The sequence below is a fragment of the Kitasatospora sp. NPDC093806 genome (genome assembly GCF_040683335.1).
In the GTDB taxonomy this organism is placed as follows: Bacteria; Actinomycetota; Actinomycetes; order Streptomycetales; family Streptomycetaceae; genus Kitasatospora.
The window spans coordinates 1-18,533 of sequence record NZ_JBFBDO010000074.1 but is presented as its reverse complement, the minus strand read 5'-3'; the positions used below and the strand labels follow the sequence as shown (position 1 = coordinate 18,533).

14 protein-coding genes and 1 pseudogene are annotated in these 18,533 nt (G+C 73.9%); 6 read left to right on the top strand and 9 right to left on the bottom strand.

Annotation, left to right across the window (positions count from 1 at the left end; translation table 11 throughout):
- Positions 1-4: 4 nt before the first annotated feature.
- Together AB0N76_RS27855 and AB0N76_RS27850 are read right to left on the bottom strand one after the other, a co-directional pair.
- A pseudogene (locus AB0N76_RS27855) lies at positions 5-671 on the bottom strand (DUF1326 domain-containing protein).
- 194 nt (positions 672-865) lie between these two features.
- Entirely contained in the window at positions 866-1,327 is a 462-nt protein-coding gene (locus AB0N76_RS27850; protein WP_363561583.1) for a DUF5990 family protein, read from the bottom strand.
- A 199-nt stretch (positions 1,328-1,526) separates the two neighbouring features.
- Here AB0N76_RS27850 and AB0N76_RS27845 point away from each other — a divergent pair, with 199 nt between their 5' ends.
- The 4 genes from AB0N76_RS27845 (at position 1,527) to AB0N76_RS27830 (ending at position 6,891) form a co-directional block, all read left to right on the top strand.
- On the top strand, positions 1,527-2,399 hold the full coding sequence (locus AB0N76_RS27845) for a nuclease (RefSeq protein WP_363561581.1): 873 nt from the start codon (positions 1,527-1,529) through the stop codon (positions 2,397-2,399).
- Positions 2,400-2,434: 35 nt separating this feature from the next.
- Positions 2,435-3,355, top strand: a complete 921-nt coding sequence (locus tag AB0N76_RS27840) for a carbohydrate kinase family protein (RefSeq protein WP_363561579.1) — start codon at positions 2,435-2,437, stop codon at positions 3,353-3,355.
- An 86-nt stretch (positions 3,356-3,441) separates the two neighbouring features.
- Positions 3,442-5,589 (top strand): trehalose-6-phosphate synthase, encoded by a 2,148-nt coding sequence (locus tag AB0N76_RS27835; RefSeq protein ID WP_363561577.1) that lies wholly within the window; start codon positions 3,442-3,444, stop codon positions 5,587-5,589.
- Between the two features lie 42 nt (positions 5,590-5,631).
- Positions 5,632-6,891, top strand: coding sequence for a phospholipase D-like domain-containing protein (locus AB0N76_RS27830; RefSeq protein ID WP_363561575.1), 1,260 nt, complete (start codon positions 5,632-5,634; stop codon positions 6,889-6,891).
- A 37-nt stretch (positions 6,892-6,928) separates the two neighbouring features.
- Here the strand turns inward: AB0N76_RS27830 and AB0N76_RS27825 are convergent, their stop codons facing one another.
- From AB0N76_RS27825 to AB0N76_RS27815, 3 genes are all read right to left on the bottom strand, one after another.
- On the bottom strand, positions 6,929-8,491 hold the full coding sequence (locus AB0N76_RS27825) for a hypothetical protein (RefSeq protein WP_363561573.1): 1,563 nt from the start codon (positions 8,489-8,491) through the stop codon (positions 6,929-6,931).
- 98 nt (positions 8,492-8,589) lie between these two features.
- Complete coding sequence (locus AB0N76_RS27820) at positions 8,590-8,892, bottom strand: hypothetical protein (protein ID WP_363561571.1); 303 nt, start codon at positions 8,890-8,892, stop codon at positions 8,590-8,592.
- Between the two features lie 184 nt (positions 8,893-9,076).
- Entirely contained in the window at positions 9,077-12,511 is a 3,435-nt protein-coding gene (locus tag AB0N76_RS27815; RefSeq protein ID WP_363561569.1) for a sialidase family protein, read from the bottom strand.
- Between the two features lie 180 nt (positions 12,512-12,691).
- On the opposite strand from AB0N76_RS27815, the gene fabV reads away from it, so the two are divergent.
- Complete coding sequence (gene fabV / locus AB0N76_RS27810; RefSeq protein ID WP_363561567.1) at positions 12,692-13,918, top strand: enoyl-[acyl-carrier-protein] reductase FabV; 1,227 nt, start codon at positions 12,692-12,694, stop codon at positions 13,916-13,918.
- Positions 13,919-13,949: 31 nt separating this feature from the next.
- On the opposite strand, the gene AB0N76_RS27805 is transcribed toward fabV, so the two are convergent.
- Together AB0N76_RS27805 and AB0N76_RS27800 are read right to left on the bottom strand one after the other, a co-directional pair.
- Positions 13,950-14,978, bottom strand: coding sequence for a hypothetical protein (locus tag AB0N76_RS27805; RefSeq protein WP_363561565.1), 1,029 nt, complete (start codon positions 14,976-14,978; stop codon positions 13,950-13,952).
- A 26-nt stretch (positions 14,979-15,004) separates the two neighbouring features.
- A complete protein-coding gene (locus AB0N76_RS27800; RefSeq protein ID WP_363561563.1) occupies positions 15,005-16,105 on the bottom strand; it encodes a hypothetical protein in 1,101 nt (366 codons plus the stop codon).
- Between the two features lie 163 nt (positions 16,106-16,268).
- Between AB0N76_RS27800 and AB0N76_RS27795 the strand changes: the two genes are divergently transcribed.
- Positions 16,269-17,498 carry a benzoate/H(+) symporter BenE family transporter gene (locus AB0N76_RS27795; RefSeq protein WP_363561561.1) on the top strand — a complete coding sequence of 410 codons (1,230 nt, stop codon included), beginning with the start codon at positions 16,269-16,271 and terminating at the stop codon, positions 17,496-17,498.
- Between the two features lie 22 nt (positions 17,499-17,520).
- On the opposite strand, the gene AB0N76_RS27790 is transcribed toward AB0N76_RS27795, so the two are convergent.
- Together AB0N76_RS27790 and AB0N76_RS27785 are read right to left on the bottom strand one after the other, a co-directional pair.
- Entirely contained in the window at positions 17,521-17,814 is a 294-nt protein-coding gene (locus AB0N76_RS27790) for a putative quinol monooxygenase (RefSeq protein WP_363561559.1), read from the bottom strand.
- A gap of 69 nt (positions 17,815-17,883) precedes the next feature.
- Positions 17,884-18,533: DUF5937 family protein (locus AB0N76_RS27785; RefSeq protein ID WP_363561557.1), on the bottom strand; the 650-nt coding region annotated here is incomplete at its 5' end.

Sequence of the window (18,533 nt, the reverse complement as noted above, 5' to 3'; positions counted from 1 at the left end):
CCCCTCAGCCCTCGGGGCCGTTCCAGTCGAACGGGAAGTGCTTGCTCGACCGTCCGCTGCGGTCCCAGTGGAAGCCGAACGCGTCCGCCCGGTCGATGGTCGCCCGGCCCCAGGTGGCGACCTGCCCGGGACCGACCTCCGCGCCCGGCGCGTTGTGGACCCGGACCCGGGTCCCCTCGGGCGTGGTCGGCCCGGTCAGCGCCTCGGCGACCGCCGTGACGCGCCCGGGGATCTCCGCGCTCCAGCCGCCGAGGTCCTCGTCGACGGTCACCCGGATCGGCGCGAACTCCATCCCCCGCATCTCGGCGCCGAACATCTCCCCGAACTCGGCCGGCCACCCGCCCGCCTGCCTGCCCGCCGAAGATCGCCCCCAGCGCGGCCCGCTGCGGCTCGTCGGCGCGCTCGTCGAAGAAGACGGCGGCGTACGGGTCGGTGTGCTCGCCCGTCCACACGTTGCCGACGAAGGACCCCAGCATCATGACGTTGAGGCCGTCGAGCCGCACGTCACCGTAGTTGCCCTCCCGGATGCGCCACGCCAGGACGCCCTCGCAGTCGCCGTAGGTCGGCGGCTGGGCGAAGGTGCAGGGGCAGGGGATGGCGCACTTGCAGGTGTCGAACCAGTCGCCGGCGAGGTGCCAGCGCGTCTGCGTGGTGGCGGCCTGTCCAGTCATCTCGCTTCCTCCCGTCCCGTCGCCCGGCGGGCGTCGGTCCGGCGAGGCCGCTGTCCCGAGTCCGCTCCCGGGATCGCGGGGCGGCCTCCCCTCCAGCCTGCCCCTCCCGGACCGGGATGGGAAGACGCTCCCGCACTCGGCGACCGCCGGCATCGCGCGCCGCACCCGGGACGGGACTCCCCGTCACCACGGCGTCAGCCCGCGCCGCCCGCCGACCACTCCACGAGCGGTGGGCGCACGGCCGCGCACAGCGGGTGCCCCTTCACATCCGTCAGCCCGAGCCGCGCCACCAGCACTCCGGAGCGGACGGCGGCCGCGCCCACCTGCTCGTCGACGGAGTCGAGCATCAGCTTCGCGCGGCGGAACATGCCGAAGGCGCCCTCGTCGTCGACACCGCTCCAGACCAGGTAGACGAACCGCCGCCCCGGCCCGCCCTGGATCCACGGCCCGGTGAGGTCGAGGCCGCCGTCCACCGGCTTCGCCCGGCACTCCAGCACCCACCCCGCCGCGGCCGCGTCCCCGGGCTGCGGATCGAGCAGGACCTCGGGCCTGCCCCGCCCCTGCACGGCCACCTGGACACCGGCGTACCCCGGAAAGCCCGGCCCGCCGACACAGGTGCTCCCCGGCAGGTCGACGGCCTGGATGTGAATCTGCACGGCCCCAGTCTGCCCGGCGGAGCCCCGTGGACCCCAGTGGGGCGCGGCGGTCGTTGAAGTCGATCGGGGACGAACGTACAGTGGCGACGCCTTCGCCGCCCGTGTGACGAGGGCGTCACCCGCGGTGAGATCTCACCGGCGCGAACCGGCGTGCGCCGACGGAGTACGCGGCGTCCGCCCTCCCATCCGAGGGGCTGCCATGGATAGCGTGAAGATGCTGCTGGTGCACGGCCAGTACCGGATCATCGGAACCGAGCCGGACGGCGACACCATCCGTTTCATCCCCACCAATCCGCTGGTCTTCAAGGATTTCCAGGGGCCGCCCATCGAAGTCGACAAGAAGGGCGAGATCAAGGTCCGGCTGCAAGGCGTCGACGCGCTGGAGACCCACTACGACAGCACCGGGCCGAGGGTCCGTCAGCCCGCTGAGTTCGGCGACAAGGCCGCACAGGAGCTGCTGACCTTCCTCGGCTTCGGCAACGTCCGGCGCAGCGGGCAGCGGGTGGTCTCCGCCGAACCGGCGCAGACGCCCGGGTGGATCCTCACCACGGGCGGGGACCCGTTCCAGCGCTGCGTCGCCTTCGTCGGCACCGGCATCCCGCCCGAGGGCGACGACGGCGCCCTGGTCGACGTGGACGTGGACCGGCTGCGCACCACCGCCAACCACTTCCTGCTCCGGACCGGCCTGGTCTACCCGGGGTTCTACAAGGGGCTGTTCGAGAAGTTCCAGTGGGAGCTGTCCGCCGTCACCCGGCAGGCCCGGGAGTCGAACCTCGGCCTGTGGCCGCTGGACGCCACCACGGCCCCGGGCGGGGCGGTGGTCACCGGGATGGCCTCGCTCACCGAGGTGGTGATCCTCCCGAAGCTGTTCCGTCGCCTGGTCGACCACTTCAACCTGGTCGAGCAGTCCCTGACCACCTTTCCGGCCTACCTGGCGGGCAAGGCGGACGCCGTGAAGATCCTCTCGCCGGACTCCAAGCAGCTGAGCCTGCTGCCCGTGGTCCAGATCATCGACGGCCTGGCGGTGCGGATGACCGTTCAGCCCGAGGACACCATCTTCCTGGAGAACTGAGCCCGGGCCGCCGGGCCAGGCCCTAAGCTCGCCGGATGACGAACGACAGCGGGCGACGGTGTGAAGTCCTGGTGGCGGGGGCCTACTTCGCGGATCTGGTGTTCCGCGGACTGGCGGAGCCGCTCCGGCCGGGGGGCGAGGTGTTCGCCGCGGGGTTCGACCTGGTGCCGGGCGGGGCCTACAACGCGGCGATGGCGCTGCACCGGCTCGGCCGGGCCGTGGTGTGGGCGACCGACTTCGGCACCGACCCGTTCAGCGCGCAGGTGCTGGCCGCCGCCCGCCGGGAGGGGCTGGACGAGCGCGGCTTCCGGCACCACCCGGGGGCGGTGCGCAGCGTCACCGCGGCACTGTCCGGGCCGGACGGGCGGACCATGATCAGCTACCAGGACGCGGTGGACGAGCAGCCGCTCGTCCCGCTGGTGCGCGCGCACCGCCCCCGGGTGCTGCTGCTGCCGCAACTTCGGTACGACGCAACGGCGCTGGCCGCGCTGCGCGTCGCCCGGGAGCTCGGCACGCTGGTGGTAATGGACTGCCAGGACGTCCCGGTCACCCTCGACAGCCCGGGGGTGCGCGAGACGCTCACGCTGGTCGACGTCTTCGCACCCAACGAGGTCGAGGCGCTGCGGCTGACCGGCGCCGCCACCGTGGACGAGGCGCTGGCCGAGCTGGGCGGCCTCGCCGGGACGGTGGTCGTCAAGCGCGGCGCCGAGGGTGCGGCCGCCGTCCGGGACGGGAAGCGCCAGGACCGGCCGGCGCCGTCCGTCGACGCCCTGGACACCACCGGCGCGGGCGACTGCTTCAACGCCGGCCTGGTGCACGGACTGCTCGCGGGGCGGGAGTTGACGCACTGCCTCGCCCTCGCGGTGGCCTGCGGCGCGATCGCCACCACCGGCCCGGGATCGAGCGCGGCGCCCACTGCGGACGAACTCTCCGGCTGGGTCGGCGAATTCGTCTGAGCCATAGTCAGAGAGCTTTGATTCGGCGCGCCTTGACGTGAAGTGAACACTTCACTCCGCTGGGTTGTCGTGTTAGCGTCCGGCGGATGCTGAGGATTCTGGTCACCGATCTCGACGGCACGCTGCTGGGCGGCGACTCCGAGGAGCGGCGCCGGCTGCGCGACGCGCTGGCCCGCCACCCCGAGGTGACGGTGGTGTTCGCCACCGGCCGGGGCCTGCCGTCGGTGCGCGAGGTCCTCACCGACCCGCTGGTGCCGAGACCGCGCTGGATCATCGCCGACGTCGGCGCGACCGTCGCCGACGGGGTCGACCTGTCCCCGGTCGAGACCCTCCAGGAGCAGTTACGGGAGGGCTGGCCGGGCCCGGCGGCCGTTCGCGCGGCGCTGGCCCGGTTCCCCGGGCTCGTGTACCAGCACGGCGTGGCGCAGGACGGCCGCTGCTCCTACCACCTGCCGCCCGACCGGCTCACCGAGGAGCTCACCGGCGCGGTCCGGGCGCTCGGCTGCGGCTGGCAGTACTCGGCGGACCGGTACTTCGACGTGCTTCCGCCGGCCGCCTCCAAGGGCGCCGCGCTGCGCGTGCTGGCCGGAAAGTTCGACTGGCCGGCCGGGTCGATCCTGGTCGCCGGGGACTCCCTCAACGACCTGTCCCTGTACGGGCTCGGCACCCACGGGGTGATCGTCGCCGGTGCCGAGCCCGCGCTGCTCGCCGCCGTCCCCGAGGACTCCCGGGTCCACCGGCCGGACCGGCCCGGCGCGGGGGGCATCCTGGCCGCCCTCACCGCACTGGGCTGGGTGTCGCCGGCCGACGAGCAGCAGGGCGACGTCCAGCCCCCGGTGAACGCCGACCCTCCGCGGCACGGCCACGCGCTGGTGGTCGGCTACCACCGGCCGCCGGGCAGCTGGACCCCGGCCGGCTGGCGGCCGCCGGCCAGCCCCAACGGCATCCTCCCCACCCTCAACAGCCTGTTCGCCGACGGCCTGCCGGGCGTGTGGGTCGCCGCCGCCGTCGACCAGCCCGCCGTCCCGCCCGCCGGCGGCCTGCCGCTCTCCCTCCTCCCGCTGAGCGCCGCCCAGTGGACCGGCTACTTCCACCGGGCCTGCAAGGAGACCCTCTGGCCGGTGCTGATGTCCGAGCCGGACCGCCAGCGCTTCGACGCCGCCGCCTGGCGCGACTACCGCGCCGTCAACACCCGCTTCGCCGCGCACATCGCCGAGCGGGCCGCCCCCGGCGCCACCGTCTGGCTGCACGACTACAACCTGTGGCTGGTGCCCGGTCTGCTCGGCCGGACCCGGCCGGACCTGCGCCTCGGACTGTTCCACCACACGCCGTTCCCACCGCCGGAGGTCTTCGCCACCCTGCCGGTCGCCGGCGAACTGCGCCGCTCACTCGCCCACCTCGACTGGGCCGGGTTCCACACCGCCGCCTTCGCCGCGCACTTCCGCCGCACCCTGGCCGGCCTGCCCCGGCTCCCCCGGACCGGCGTCCACCCGCTCGGCATCGACCGTCCGGCCGTCGAGGCGCTCGCCCGCGAGCGCGCGGCCGCACGCCGTCCGGCCCGCGGCCCGCTGGTGCTCTCCGTCGAACGCCTCGACTACGTCAAGGCCCCCGTCCAGAAGGTCGAGGCCGTCGCCCGGCTGCTCGCCCGGCGGCCGGAGCTGCGCGGACGGCTGACCTTCCGGCTGGTCTGCCCGCCGCCCGAGAGCGGCATCGCCGCGTACGACGGCACCCGCCGCCGGCTGGAGCGGCTGGTCGCCGAGGTCAACCGCACCTGGGGCGAGCATTCCTGGCAGCCGGTCGAGTACCTGCCGCACAGCCTCTCCCCCGCCGAGGTGGTCGACCAGTACCTGGCGGCCGACGTGTTCTGGGTGACCTCGCTGCAGGACGGGATGAACCTGACCGCCAAGGAGTTCATCGCCGCCCAGGCCGCCGCCGTCGCCACCGGACCGACCGCCCGGGCCGGTGTGCTGGTGCTCTCCCGGCACGCCGGCGCCGCCGCCGAACTCGGCAGCGCGGCCCTGCTCACCGACCCGCGCTCACCGGACGGCCTGGCCCGCACCCTGGACCGCGCGCTGGCCCTCACCCCGGCGGAACGCCGCAGCCGACTGGACCGGCTCTCCACCCTGCTCGGCCACGACCGCCCGGCCGACTGGGCCACCCGCATCGTCCACGCGATAGGCCAGGTCCGCCCCACCCGCGCCCCCGACACCGAGTTCCATGATCATTTGACGTAGAGTTCCGTCCCACGTCGAAAAGCCGTCGAGGGGGACGAAGACATGAGGATCCGTTACATCGCCTGGCCGGCCGCCCTGCTGGTGGGCGCCTCACTGCTGGGCGCGCCGGCGGCGAACGCCGACAGCACCCCGGTGGCGCTCACCGCCACGTTCAACAATCCGGCCGGGCCCGCCGCCGCCCAGGACGCCATCCGCAACCAGCTGATCTCACTGATCAACCGCACCCCGGCCGGGGCGGAGATCAACGGCTCGATCTACCTGTTCACCGACGGCGGCGTCAGCGGCGCGCTGATCTCGGCGCGGAAGCGCGGGGTGAAGGTCAAGCTCATCGTCGACGGGGACGCCGTGCCCGCCTACGAGCCCGGCAGCAATCCGCCCAAGGCGACCGGGTCCGAGTACCAGACCCTGGCCGCGCCCACCGGCCTGGGCACCGACCCGACCGCCGACTCCTGGGTACTGGCCTGCCCCGCCGACCGCGGCTGCATCGGCAACCGGGTACTGGGCCCCGACGACGACGGCGCCATCAACCACAACAAGTTCTTCCTGTTCTCCAAGGTCGGCGGCACCGAGAACGTGGTGTTCCAGACCTCCGCCAACCTGACCGGCAGCCAGCGCAAGAACCTGTTCAACAACGCCGTCACGATCCCCGACGCCGGCACCGGCCTGTACGCCGCCTACCGCTCGTACTGGCAGGACCTCGCCGCCTACGGCGCCTCCGGCCCGGGCCTGGCGGGCTACTACCGGACCCGGCAGTCCGGCCCGTACGAGACGTACTTCTTCCCTCGCCCGGAGAGCGCGAACACCGGCTACGCCGACGACGCCTCCACCGACACCGTCGTCGCGGCGCTGGACGGCGTGGACTGCGCGGGCGGCGCCACCCGGATCCGGATCGGGATGTACGCCTTCACCCGCGTCCAGGTCGCCGACAAGCTGGTCCGGCTGAAGCAGGCCGGCTGCCGGGTCGAGCTGCTGCACAACGGCGAGAGCGGCAACCTCGGCGGTGCGGTGAAGAACGCGATCTCCGGCCGGTTCGACCTGACCGCCCGCTGCGCGGGCAGCGCGCCGAACGGCGACGGCACCAGCCGCACGATCGGCATCCACTCCAAGTACCTGCTGATCGAGGGCGGCTACCAGGGCGCCGTCAACCGCAAGGTCGTGTTCACCGGGAGCCACAACTACACCTACCCGAACCTGCGCTCCCATGACGAGACCCTGCTGAAGATCGACGACGCGGCGGTCCACGACGCCTTCGTCGCCAACTTCGAGGCGATCAAGGCCGGCGGGTACTGCACCGCCTGGTGAGCCGAACGGCGCGCGGGGCCGGTCAGGCGGCTTCCGGTCAGGCGTGGATCCGGACGGGTGGGGCGAGGGATGGCGGCGAGCACCGGGGGGTCGTGGCGCAGACGGTGAGCGTCCGGGGGACCGCGCCGTCCACCACCTGGATCTGCCACAGGGCCGGGTAGCTCCAGCCGCAGATCGCGCAGGCCCCGGGCGGTGAGCCCGGGGTCGACCAGGTCGGTGGCGGCGGGCCGAACTGCCCCGTCGCCGGACCGCTCGCCGGGTGGTTCACCGTGGCCGCGCCCGGCACCGGGGGCGGCGGCATGGGCGGGGCGGCGGGCGCGGGCGGCGCCGGCGGCACGGTCAGCGGGGGCGGGGGCGTCGGCAGGTGCGGGGCGACGGGGGGTTCCGGCTTGGACAGGGGTATCGGGGGCACCGCCTGCGCCAGGGGCGCCGGCTGGGCCGGCGGGACCTCCCGGGCCGCCTCCCAGATCGCCAGGCCGCGCACCGGATCCCGGTAGTCGCCACCGCACTTGCCGCAGGTGAGCAGCACGGAGTCCTTGCACAGCTCGCCGCACTTCGGGCAGAAGGTGACCGGCTGCTCGTCCGCCTCCGTGCTCTCGCAGCGCGCGCAGACGAAGTCCGGCTCCAGCTTGGCCTGCCGGAAGACGGTCCCGAACACGGTGAACGCGTTGGGCTCGCCGTGCCCGGTCAGGGTGACCAGGGAGGCCAGGGTCTTGAGGTTGCGGTTCCGCCGGCGCAGCCGCTGCAGGTCCAGGTTGACCACCTTGGGGTGCAGGCAGTCGCTGCACACGCAGAGGGTCCGCACCGGGAGCCCGGAGCGGATGCCGAACTGCTGGTGCAGGAACTCGAAGGTCTTGCGCTGCGCCTCCGGCACCTCGATCAGCAGGCTGCCCTGACCGCGCACGCCGAGCCGGCCCTCCACGGAGGCCCCGAACTCCTGGACCTGGCCGGCCAGTTGCGGCGGCAGGTTACCCGGACGGGCGCCGATCATCACCGGGATGGTCAGCAGCGCGTGCACGGCGGCCATCTCCAGCACGGCGACCCCGGCCGGGGAGGTGAACACCACCCGCTCGTAGCCGCCCCACTCGGCGGGCGCGGCGGTCTGCGACCCGCCGCCCAGCCGGCTGGAGATCATCGCGGCCGCGCCGCCGACGATCCGCTGCCCCACCGCGTGGCCGCGTTCGGCGGCCTGGACGTTCTGGTTGCGGAACCACCAGCGCGGCGCCGGGAACCCGGTCGCGGCGGCCTGCGGATCGAGCCCGCCGAGCGCCCGGTCCAGCTCCGTCAGCAGTGCCTCGAACGCCAGCCGGTAGGGCTCCTGGACGCCGACCACGATCATCGACACCGCCCGGTCGGACACCCGCATGGTGAGGGTGCAGCCGTCGGCGCCGCCCGCGAGGTCGATCCGCACCGCCACCGGGACCTCGTCCGGCACCAGCAGGACGGAGCGCATCGCCGAACCGCGCTGGGCCTCCAGCACGGTGGCCCACTCGGCGCCGAGCCGGAACCCCTGCCGCCGCAGCACCTCGGCGGCGGCCACCCGCACCCGCGCCGGGTCGGCTCCGACGCGCCGTTCCGCGTCCAGGATGATCGAGGGCATCACACCTCCACGAAGCGCCGACCGGAACGGGCTTCCACGGGAAAGAACTTCGGTACGGGTCTCGGTGACGATCGGTACGATCGGTGTGATCGGTGTGATCAGTACGAGTCGTCGTCGGAGACCAGGTCGAGGGCGGCTTCCATCCCCTGCTCCTGGAGCTCCGCCGAGATCTCGGCCGCGTACAGCGCGGAGGTCTCGTCGCTCTCGGCCGCGATCAGGGAGTCGAAGTCGGTGTACTGCACCGGCTCGGCGCCCGATTCCCCGTCGATGAGCTCCAGCGCGGTCTCCTGGGCTTCGAGTTCGAGCGCCGCCTCCACCGCCACGGCTTCGATGGCGGCCAGCGCCTCGGCCGCCGCGTCCGTGTCCCCGCTCGACGCGAGGAAGTCGTCCCAGTCGCTCATCGCCGTACCCCCCAGACAAGGCCGTCCCCCGGCCTCACGATCACTCAACTCGCTGGTCACGGCCAGACTAATGGATGCACCGCCTCCGTGTGGAGGTTCCGTGGACTGCCCGAACCGGACATCCCGGCCGGGGGTCCGGCCCGGAGGTCGCCCCCCGGGCCGGGCCCCCGCGCCGGCACCCGTGTCAGCCCTTGGCGAAGGCGGTCGGGCTGAGGGAGTCGAAGCCGAGCCGGACGGCGGTGACCGGGCCGAGGTCGGCGTTGGTGGTGTGCACCGCGGCCAGCTCCTGGTCGGTCAGGGCCCGGCGGTGGATCCGGAACTCGTCCAGGGAGCCGGTGAACCGGCCCGTGCCGTCCGGCTTGGCGCCGAGTTCGAAGCCGCTCACCGCGAAGGCGTCGGTCACCGTGACCGAGCCCGCCGGGACGGCCGTCGAGCCCGCCACCACGCCGTCCACCAGGATCTGGAGCTGCCCGCCGGAGCGGCGCAGCGCCAGCTGGTGCCAGAGCCCGTCGCCGAAGGCCGTGCCCGCCGAGGTGTCCACGGCGGTGACCATGGTGGTCGCGGTGTCGGTCTCGAAGGCCGCGTAGAGCCGGTCCTGCGCGGGTTGGATCCGCAGCCAGATCTGCCGTTCGGCGGCGCCCGTCCCGTACGCCCAGAGCAGCACCTGGTCCGGGTCGGTGGGCTCGGCCTGGTAGCGGGCCTCGGTGCTGACGGTGAAGTCGCCGGCGCCGAGCGCCGTCGCGGCGCGATAGGGCAGCCGGACGTCGTCGTCGGCGCCGTCCAGGGTGAGCGCGCCGCCGAAGGCGCCGGCCGAGGTCAGGGCGGCTCCGCCGTCGACGCGGGCGTTGACGCAGTGGGCGGAGCCGTCCGGGGTGGACGGCCCGTCGTCGAGGCGGACCACGTCGTGCTGCTGGGTCCACTGGTTCTCGAAGCTCCACCAGAGCGCGGGCAGGTCGGCCGGGTAGTAGCCGCTGCTGCCGACCGGCGAGCCGGCGACCGTCGCGAGCTCGGCAGCGCTCAGCGCCCGGTGGTAGAGCCGGACCTCGTCCAGCGAGCCGGTCAGCACGTCGGTGCCGGTGGGCTTGGCGCCCACCCGCAGGCCCTCGATGCCCTGTTCCGGACCGGCCGTCAGCGAGCCGGTGAGCCCGTCGACGGAGGCGCCGGGGCCGCCGTCGACGCTGAGCCGGACGGTGCCGCCGCTGCGGGTGAGCGCCATCAGGTGCCAGGTGTCGTTGCCGAAGGCGGTGGCCGGGGACGGGTCCGGCAGGGCGACCGAGACGGTGTCGGTGGTGGTCTGCACCCAGGCGAGGAGCCGGTCCTGGGAGGGCTGTGCGCGCACCCACAGCGAGCGCTTGCCGGAGGTGGAGCCGTAGGCCCAGAGCAGGGCCTGGTCGCCGGTGCCGGCCTGGTACTTGAACCAGAGGGTGTAGCTGAAGTCGCCCGCGCCGACGTCGAGGGCCGGCGTGTACGGCAGCTGGACGCCGGGGCGGTCGCCGCCGACGTCGATGCCGCTCGCGCCGACCCGGCCGCCCACCAGCGCGGGCTTGCCGCCGAGCAGGGTGCCGTCGGCGCAGTGCCCGGAGACGTCCTCCTCGATCGCGACCGGGGTGCGGGCGGGCACGGCCGCGCCGTCCAGGACCTGGAAGGGCAGCCGCACCCCGAGTGCCGTGTCGACCTCGGGCGCCAGGGCCGCCGCGTTGGTGTCGCGCACCGCGGCGATCTGGGCGGGCGTCAGCGCGGTGCGGTACAGCCGGAACTCGTCCAGCGAGCCGGTGAAGCGGTCGCCGGCGCCGGTGTCGGCCTTGGCGCCCAGCCGCAGTCCGGTGGACCGGTCGCCCGGGCCCGGGGTGACGGCGCCGGTGACGCCGGTGGCGGTGGCGGGGGTGCCGCCGTCGACGGCGAGGGCGACGGTCCCGCCGGTGCGCGACAGCGTCACCAGGTGCCAGGCGCCGTCGCCGAAGGCGGTCGCCGGGGACGGGTCGGGCAGGGCGACGGGGGTGCCGGCGTCGGTGCCCTGGACCCAGGCCTGGAGCCGGTCCTGGCCGGGCTGCGCGCGCAGCCACACCTGGGGGGCGGTGGCGCCGACGCCGTAGCCCCAGAACAGGACCTGCTGGGCGGTGGCGGCGGTGGCCTGGTACTTGAACCAGAGGGTGTAGGTGAAGTCGCCCGCGCCGGGGTCGATCGGCCGCGACCAGGGCAGTTCGGCGTACTGCGCGGCGGCCGCGGCGCCGTCCAGCACCAGGCCCTGGTTGTAGCGGCCGGCGCCGAGCACCGCGCCGCCGCGCGGGTAGGCGTCGCCGTGCTCCGGGCCCGCGTCGGGGGTGGTGACCGCGGCGGGGACCTGCTGCTGGTCGGAGCCGGTGCCGTGGAAGCCGCCGGGCAGTCCGAGCGCGGCCGGGGTGAGGGCGCGGAACCGGATCCGGTCCGCGGAGAAGGCCGTGCCGGTCTCGTAGAGCAGCCCGATCTCGCCGGTCGCGGCCTCGACCAGGTCGGAGTAGCCGGAGGCGTCGCCGGTGATCAGGCCGTTCGCCGGGGTCTTCCAGGTGCTGCCGTTGTCCAGGGAGTAGCGGACCGTCATCTTCTTGCGGCTGACCGGGTCAGCCGGGCCGGAGAACAGCAGGGTGTCGCCCGGCGCGCTCTGCCAGGTCTGCTTCAGGGCCAGGACGGAGCCCTGGACGTCCGGGGTGACCAGCCCGGGGAGGACGGTGGCGGCGGGCGTCGTCGTCCCGCCGTCGGTGCTGACCGCGCGGGTGCGGTGGTCGGCGCTGCCGCCGATCTGGTTGCGGGCCATGGCGTAGACGCCGCCGCCGCGCAGCTCGGTGACGGAGACCTCGCCGGGGTTGACCAGCGCCTGGCCGGGGTCGGCCGGGTCCGGCACGTAGGAGTTCGGGGTCGAGCCGGCCTGCCAGCTGGCGCCGTGGTCGTCGCTGTACAGCACGCCGGCGTAGACCACGCCCTTGGACGGGACCTGGTGCGCCCCGACGACCAGCCGTCCGGCGTGGGCACCCTGGGTGAGCTGGACGCCGTGCCCGGGGCCGGTGGCGAACCAGCCGTCGGTGGCGCCGGAGAACGTCGAGGTCAGCTGCTCGGCGGCGGACCAGGTCCGGCCGTCGTCGTCGCTGTGCTGGATCCAGGGCAGCCGCTTGCCGGTCGGCGTGGCGGGGTTGGAGGTGGAGAGCAGGAAGATCCGGCCGGTGGCGGTGTCCACCACGGGCGCCGCGTTGCCCCGGGTGTAGGGCTGGTCGGGGTCGCCCGGGCCGCCGGAGAGCACGACCTCGACCGGGCCCCAGGTGCGGCCGTCGTTGGTGGAACGGCGCACCACGAGGTCGATGTCCTGGCGGTCGGCGCAGCTGGGCGACTTGCGGGCCTCGGCGAAGGCGAGCAGGGTGCCGGCCGCCGTCCGGGCCAGAGCGGGGATGCGGTAGCACCCGTAGCCGCCGGTGCCGCCGGCGAAGAGCACCTGGTCGGTGGTGCCGGTGACCCCGCTCGCGAAGGACCGTCCGGCCGGCGGGCCCGCCAGCGCGCAGACGATCGCCGTGCAGAGCACCGCCGCCCAGAGCGGCCAGACCCGCTGTAACGCGCGCGGCCGGAGTGTCTTCCGATGTGATGATCGATCCATGACAGCGGACTGTAGGTCGATCGCGTGTACGACACATGTCCGGGGCGTGGTGGAAACTCTCCAAGATCGGTTCATGATCGTTGTCGTGGGCCGTCACTCCGGTCCGTCGCCGTGCCGTCGGAGACTGGACCGGACGCGGCGGACGGTCGCCGTACCCCTCTCCCCCCAAGGACTGCCAGCGTGACCGAGCGCGTTCTCACCCCCCGCAACCGGGGCTTCCTCTTCCTGGACTCCCACCCGGCGGGTTGCCGGCAGCTGGTGGCCGACATGTGGGAGGCCTGCCCCGCGCCCGCCTCCGTTCCCGCCGAGGAGCCGGCGGGCACCGGGCCGGTGGCGCTGGTCATCGGCTCCTCCGCCGGGTACGGCCTGGCGGCCACGCTCGCCGGGCTCAAGCGGGCCGGCATCCGCGGGATCGCGGTCTCCTTCGAGAAGGCGCCCACCGAGCGCCGCACCGCCACGGCCGGCTGGTACCGCACCGCCGCGACCGCCGACCTCGCCCGCGGCGCCGGGCGGGACCTGGTCTTCCTCAACGGCGACGCGTTCTCCGACGCCATGAAGCAGCAGGTGGCCGACCTGATCGAGGAGCGGTTCGGCGGCCGGCTCGACTACCTGGTCTACTCGGTCGCCGCGCCCCGGCGCACCGACCCGGACACCGGCGCCGCGTACGCCTCCGTCCTCAAGCCGATCGGCCGGGCCAACCGCACCAAGACCCTGGTCTTCGACGACCAGGGCGTCCCCGAGGTCCGGGAGGTCGAGACCGCGCCGGCCGAGGGCGACGACGTCGAGCAGACCGTGGCCGTGATGGGCGGCGCCGACTGGGAGCGCTGGATCGACCACCTCTCCGGCCGGGGCCTGCTCGCCGAGGGCTTCGCCACCGTCGCGCTGTCGTACATCGGCTCGCCGCTGACCGCCGCGCTCTACCGGCAGGGCACCATCGGCGCGGCCAAGGCCCACCTGGAGGCCACCGCCCGCACGCTGGACGAGCGGCTCGCCAAGACGGTCGGCGGGCGGGCCGTGACCTCCGTCAACGGCGCCGCCGTCACCCAGTCCTCCACCGCCATCCCCGGCATCGCGCTCTACACCGGGCTGCTGCGCGGCGTCCTCGGCGCGGACCTCGTCCCGCCGATCCGTCAGCTCGCCACCCTGTGGGACCAGCTCACCGGCGCGGCCCCGCTCGCCCTCGACGAGGAGGGCCGGATCCGGCTGGACACCTGGGAGCTCACCGAGGCCGTCCAGTCGGCGGTCGGCGAGCGCTGGGCGGCGGTCACCACCGACACCGTCGCGGAGCTCGCCGACGTCGAGTGGTTCCACGCCGAGGTCCGGCGGCTGTACGGCTTCTCCGCCCCGGGCGTCGACTACACCGCCCCGGTGGCCACCGACGTCCCGTGGCCCGACCACACCCGCTGACCTCGGATCTGACCCCGGGTCAGACCTCGGATCAGACCTCGATCTGGGCCAGCCCGGGGTAGACGTCCTGCCACCGGTAGCGACGGCAGTGGAAGTGCCAGTAGGCGAAGCCGGTCATGTAGCGGTCGAGGTGCGGGCGCTGCTCCTCGGTCGCGAGCTCCAGGACGCGGCGGTAGGCGCCGACGCCGCCGTCCAGGCTCCGGCGGTAGGCGGCGAGGTAGGGGATGCCCTCGCTCACCGCGCGGCGGTGGATCCGGCTGACGGTGAAGTCCTCGCCGTGCACCGCCTCCTTGTAGAAGGACAGCACGTCGTTGGCGTCGTTGAGGAAGGCGACGCAGGAGTTCAGCGCCGCCGCCCAGAACGCCCGGGCGCGGCGGGCGTCCAGGCAGGGGTCGGTGAACTGGAGTGAGGTGAACCAGAACTGGCTGAAGCCGTTGAAGACCCGGACGAAGTCGCTGTCGACGTCGTCGGTGGCCTCCGGGGTGAACTCCGCCTCCATGAGGACGCCGGCGATCGCGTTGTGGAAGAAGGTCTTGAAGACGGCGAGGAAGGTCGGATCGCAGAACGGCGCGATCTCGTCGAACATGTGCCGGATGTACCGGGTGTTCGGCGAGGACGCGCCCTGCTCGGGCGACGTCCCGGCCCGCAGGATGGCGGCGGCCTCCGCCGGGTCGTGGCAGCACACGTCGTCGGTGTGGGTGGTGAACACCCAGACGCGATCGAGGGCGAACGCGAGTTCGTCGTCGGCGACGGGCACCATGAGGGCGCGCATCAGCGCGATGTTGCGGGTGGTCGCGGCGGGGACGGTGACGCCCCACGCCGCGAACTCGCCGGTGAGCAGATCCGCGGTGGCGCGGACCCGCGCGAGGTCCACGGGCGGGTCGAAGCCCTCGGTGCGGGCGATCAGCTCGTCCACCAGGCCGGCGGCCAGGACACCGGCCACCATGGCACGGTGGCGTGGATCGGGGACGGCCTCCAGTCCGCTCCGCGCGGTGTAGCGGAGGGTGTCCACGCCCGGCGGTCGCGGATGCCGGATCGTGCGGCGGTCGGTCGAGTCCACACCGCGTCCTTTCAGTCGGCCAGGGGTCAGTTGGCCAGGGTGAAGTCGCCGCCGAGCGCGGCGGCGAGCTTGTCCACGCCGGTCAGCGCGGTGAGGCTGGTCACCGGGGTGCTGCTGTCGGTGGTGGTGCCGTTGCCCAGCTGGCCGGAGCCGTTGTTGCCCCAGGAGCGCACCGTGCTGTCGCCCAGCAGGACGGCGGTGTGCTCACGGCCGGCCACGACCAGCTGGACGCCGGTCAGAGCCGGGACCGGGACGGGGGTGACCCGGAAGTCGGTCGTCCCGTCGCCGATCTGACCCGAGGTGTTCTGGCCCCACGCGCTGAGCTTGTGGTCGCCGTCGCTGACGGCCAGGCTGTGGAAGGCGCCGGCCGCGATCAGCGAGACGCCACCCGACCAGCCGCCCAGGGTGTCGACCGGGGTGAAGCGGTTGATGGTGGTGTTGTCGCCGAGCTGGCCGGTGGCGTTGTAGCCCCAGGCCTTCACGACCGTACTGCTCGCCGAGCCGGCCAGGGCGAGGTTGTGGCGGGCGCCGGCCGCGATCCGGGTCACGCCGGCCAGGCCGGTGACCGGGGCCGGGACGTTGCGGCTGGTGGAGGTGCCGTCGCCGAGCTGGCCGTTGATGTTGTAGCCCCACGCCCACACGGTGCCGTCCTCGCGCAGCGCGAGGCTGTGGTGGAGGCCGGCGGCGATGGCGATCACCTTGTTCAGGCCCTCCACCCGGACCGGGACGCTGCTGTCCGTGGTGGTGCCGTTGCCGAGCTGGCCGTAGTCGTTCCTGCCCCACGCGACCACGGTCTGATCCGCGAGCAGCGCCAGGCTGTGCACACCGCCGGCCGCGATGTCGGTGGCGTCGGACAGGTTGACGACCTGGCCCGGCGCGTTGTGGCTGAACACCGAGCCGTCGCCGAGCTGGCCCGAGCCGTTGGCGCCCCAGGACTGGACGGTCCGGTCCGTCAGCAGGGCCAGGCCGTGGCCGCTGCGCGGGTCACCGCCACCGGCGGCGATCTTCACCACCTCGGCGCTGGTGAGCCCCAGGACGGTGGTGGCGGTCGTCCGGAAGTCGGTCCAGGTACCGTCGCCGAGCTGGCCGGCGCGATTGTTGCCCCAGGACTTCAGTCGCTTCTCCATCTGCCTGCTTCTCCTCGTCATCGGGTGTCGGCCGCCCAGCGGTGGCGGCTCGTACGACCACGTGCCTGACGCATCATCAGCGATGGGTGACCGGCCCGAGGGTCCCGATTTTCGATCTTCACTCGAAGAGGTGAAGATCAGCGCACTCCGGGATACTGCCGGAATGACCGATGATCTGATGAGCCGACCTGAGGCGCTGCCGGACGGTAACGGGGAACGACGGACGCTGCGGCGCGACGTGTCCGGGTCCGCACTGGTGGCGGGTCTGGTCTGCGTCGCGGTGTCGTTCTCCGGACCGCTGGTGGTGGTGCTCGCGGCAGCGGCCGCCGGGCACCTGGACCCCGCACACACGGCGTCCTGGATCTGGGCGGTGGCGATCGGCAGCGGGGTCAGCGGCTTCGCCCTGAGCTGGTGGACCCGGACGCCGGTGATCACCGCCTGGTCCACCCCGGGCGCCGCGCTGCTGGTGACCAGCCTGGGCGACTACCCGTACCGGGAGGCGATCGGGGCGTTCCTGGTGAGCGGGCTCGTGGTGACGGTGTTCGGGGTGACCGGTTGGTTCGGCAAGCTGATCGCCGCGGTGCCGGAGGGCATCGTGAACGCGATGCTGGCGGGCATCCTGTTCTCCTTCGGCGCCGGGATCTTCGGCGCCGTGCACAGCGCGCCGGTGCTGGTGGTGGGCAGCTTCGCGGCCTTCCTGCTGGCCAAGCGGTTCGTCCCCCGGTACGCCGTGCTGCTGGCGCTGCTGGTCGGCGGCGTCCTCGCGGCGCTGACCGTCGGACTGCCACTGCACCCGGGCGCGGGCGGGCCGACGGTGCCCGTGATGACGACGCCCGCGTTCTCCTGGTCGGCGCTGGTCGGGCTGGCGCTCCCGCTCTCGATCGTCGCCCTGGCCTCCCAGAACGCGCCCGGCCTCGGCGTGCTGCGGGCCTTCGGCTACCGCGCCGACGACCGGCTGCTGATCGGCTCCACCGGCGCGGTCTCGGCGCTGCTCGCCCCGTTCGGCTCCCCCGGCGTGAACCTGGCCGCGATCACGGCCGCCATCTGCTCGGGCCCCGAGGCCCACCCGGACCCGCGCCGCCGCTACGTGGCGGGGATGTCCTCCGGTGTGCTGTACGTCCTGGTGGGCAGCTTCGGCGGCATCCTGGTGAGCCTGTTCACCGGCCTGCCGAAGGAACTCGTCGCGGTCATCGCCGGGGTCGCGCTGCTCGCCTCCCTGCAGACCAGCCTCGCCGCGGCCGTCACGGCGGAACGCGGCCGCGACTCCGCCGTGGTCACCTTCCTCGCCAGCGCCTCCGGCATGAGCCTCTTCGGCATCGGCTCGGCCTTCTGGGGCCTGCTCTTCGGCCTCGCCACCCACGTCCTGCTGGACTACCGCCGGAAGCCCGCGTAGCTCCGTAGCGGCGGAGCGGCGGTCACTCCGCGGCGGTGAACACGTGCTCGGCGGGCGGGCCGACCAGCAGGCCCGGGCCGGCCGCGAGCGCCTCGGTCAGGTGCGGGCTCGTCAGGTGCGCCTCGAACGCGGCGCGGTCCGCCCACTCCTCGAACACCAGCCACGCGCTCGGGTCCTCGGGGTGGACGTACGCCTGGTAGCTGATGTTGCCCGGCTCGGCCCGGGACGGCGCGACCAGGGACAGGGCCTGCGCGCGCACCTTGTCCTCGGCGCCGGGGGCCGCCTTGAGCAGGGCGATCGCGGTGACCTTGGGCATGGTGCGCTCCGTTCGACGCTTGCTTACGGGAGTAGCGAGTCTAGGTTTGCGCGTCGGCCCCGACAATGTTCAGCCGTCTCGATCACCACAGTGGTCCCGGGGTCCGTCGAGGAGCACCGTGCCGGTGTCGGTGCGGAGGTGGAGGGCGGTGCGGCCGGTGCGGCGGGTGGTGACCAGGCCGGCACCGCGGAGGGCGCCGAGGTGCTGGGAGACGGCGCTCGGGGTGACGCCCAGGCGGTCGGCGAGTTCGGGGGTGCTCAGCGGTTCGCCGAGGACGTCCAGCAGCGCCGCGCGGGTCCGGCCCAGGACGGCGACGAGGCCGTCCGAGGAGGGCCTCGGCCGTTCCCAGAGCAGCCCGACCCCGGCCGCCGGGTAGCGGATCGAGGCGGCGGCGCGCGGGGAGTGGTCGACGAGGACGTCCGGCCAGACGAACACGGACGGCATCAGCACCAGACCGTGCCCACCTGCCTCGACCGTCCAGGCGGAACCCGTCCGGCGCCGGCCGTGCACCAGCAGCTCCCCCTCCCGCCACACCACGTCCTCGTGCAGCTGGGCGAACAGGCCCTCCACCCCGCCGTCCACCAGCGCCACCGCCCGCCGCCCCAGGTCCGCCTCCAGCAGCGCCCGCATCCGCCCCCAGCGCGGCGCGATCAGCCGGGCGTGGCAGCGCTCCAGCGCCTCGGTCACCCGTGCCAGCAGCTCCCGCGGGCCGGGCAGCG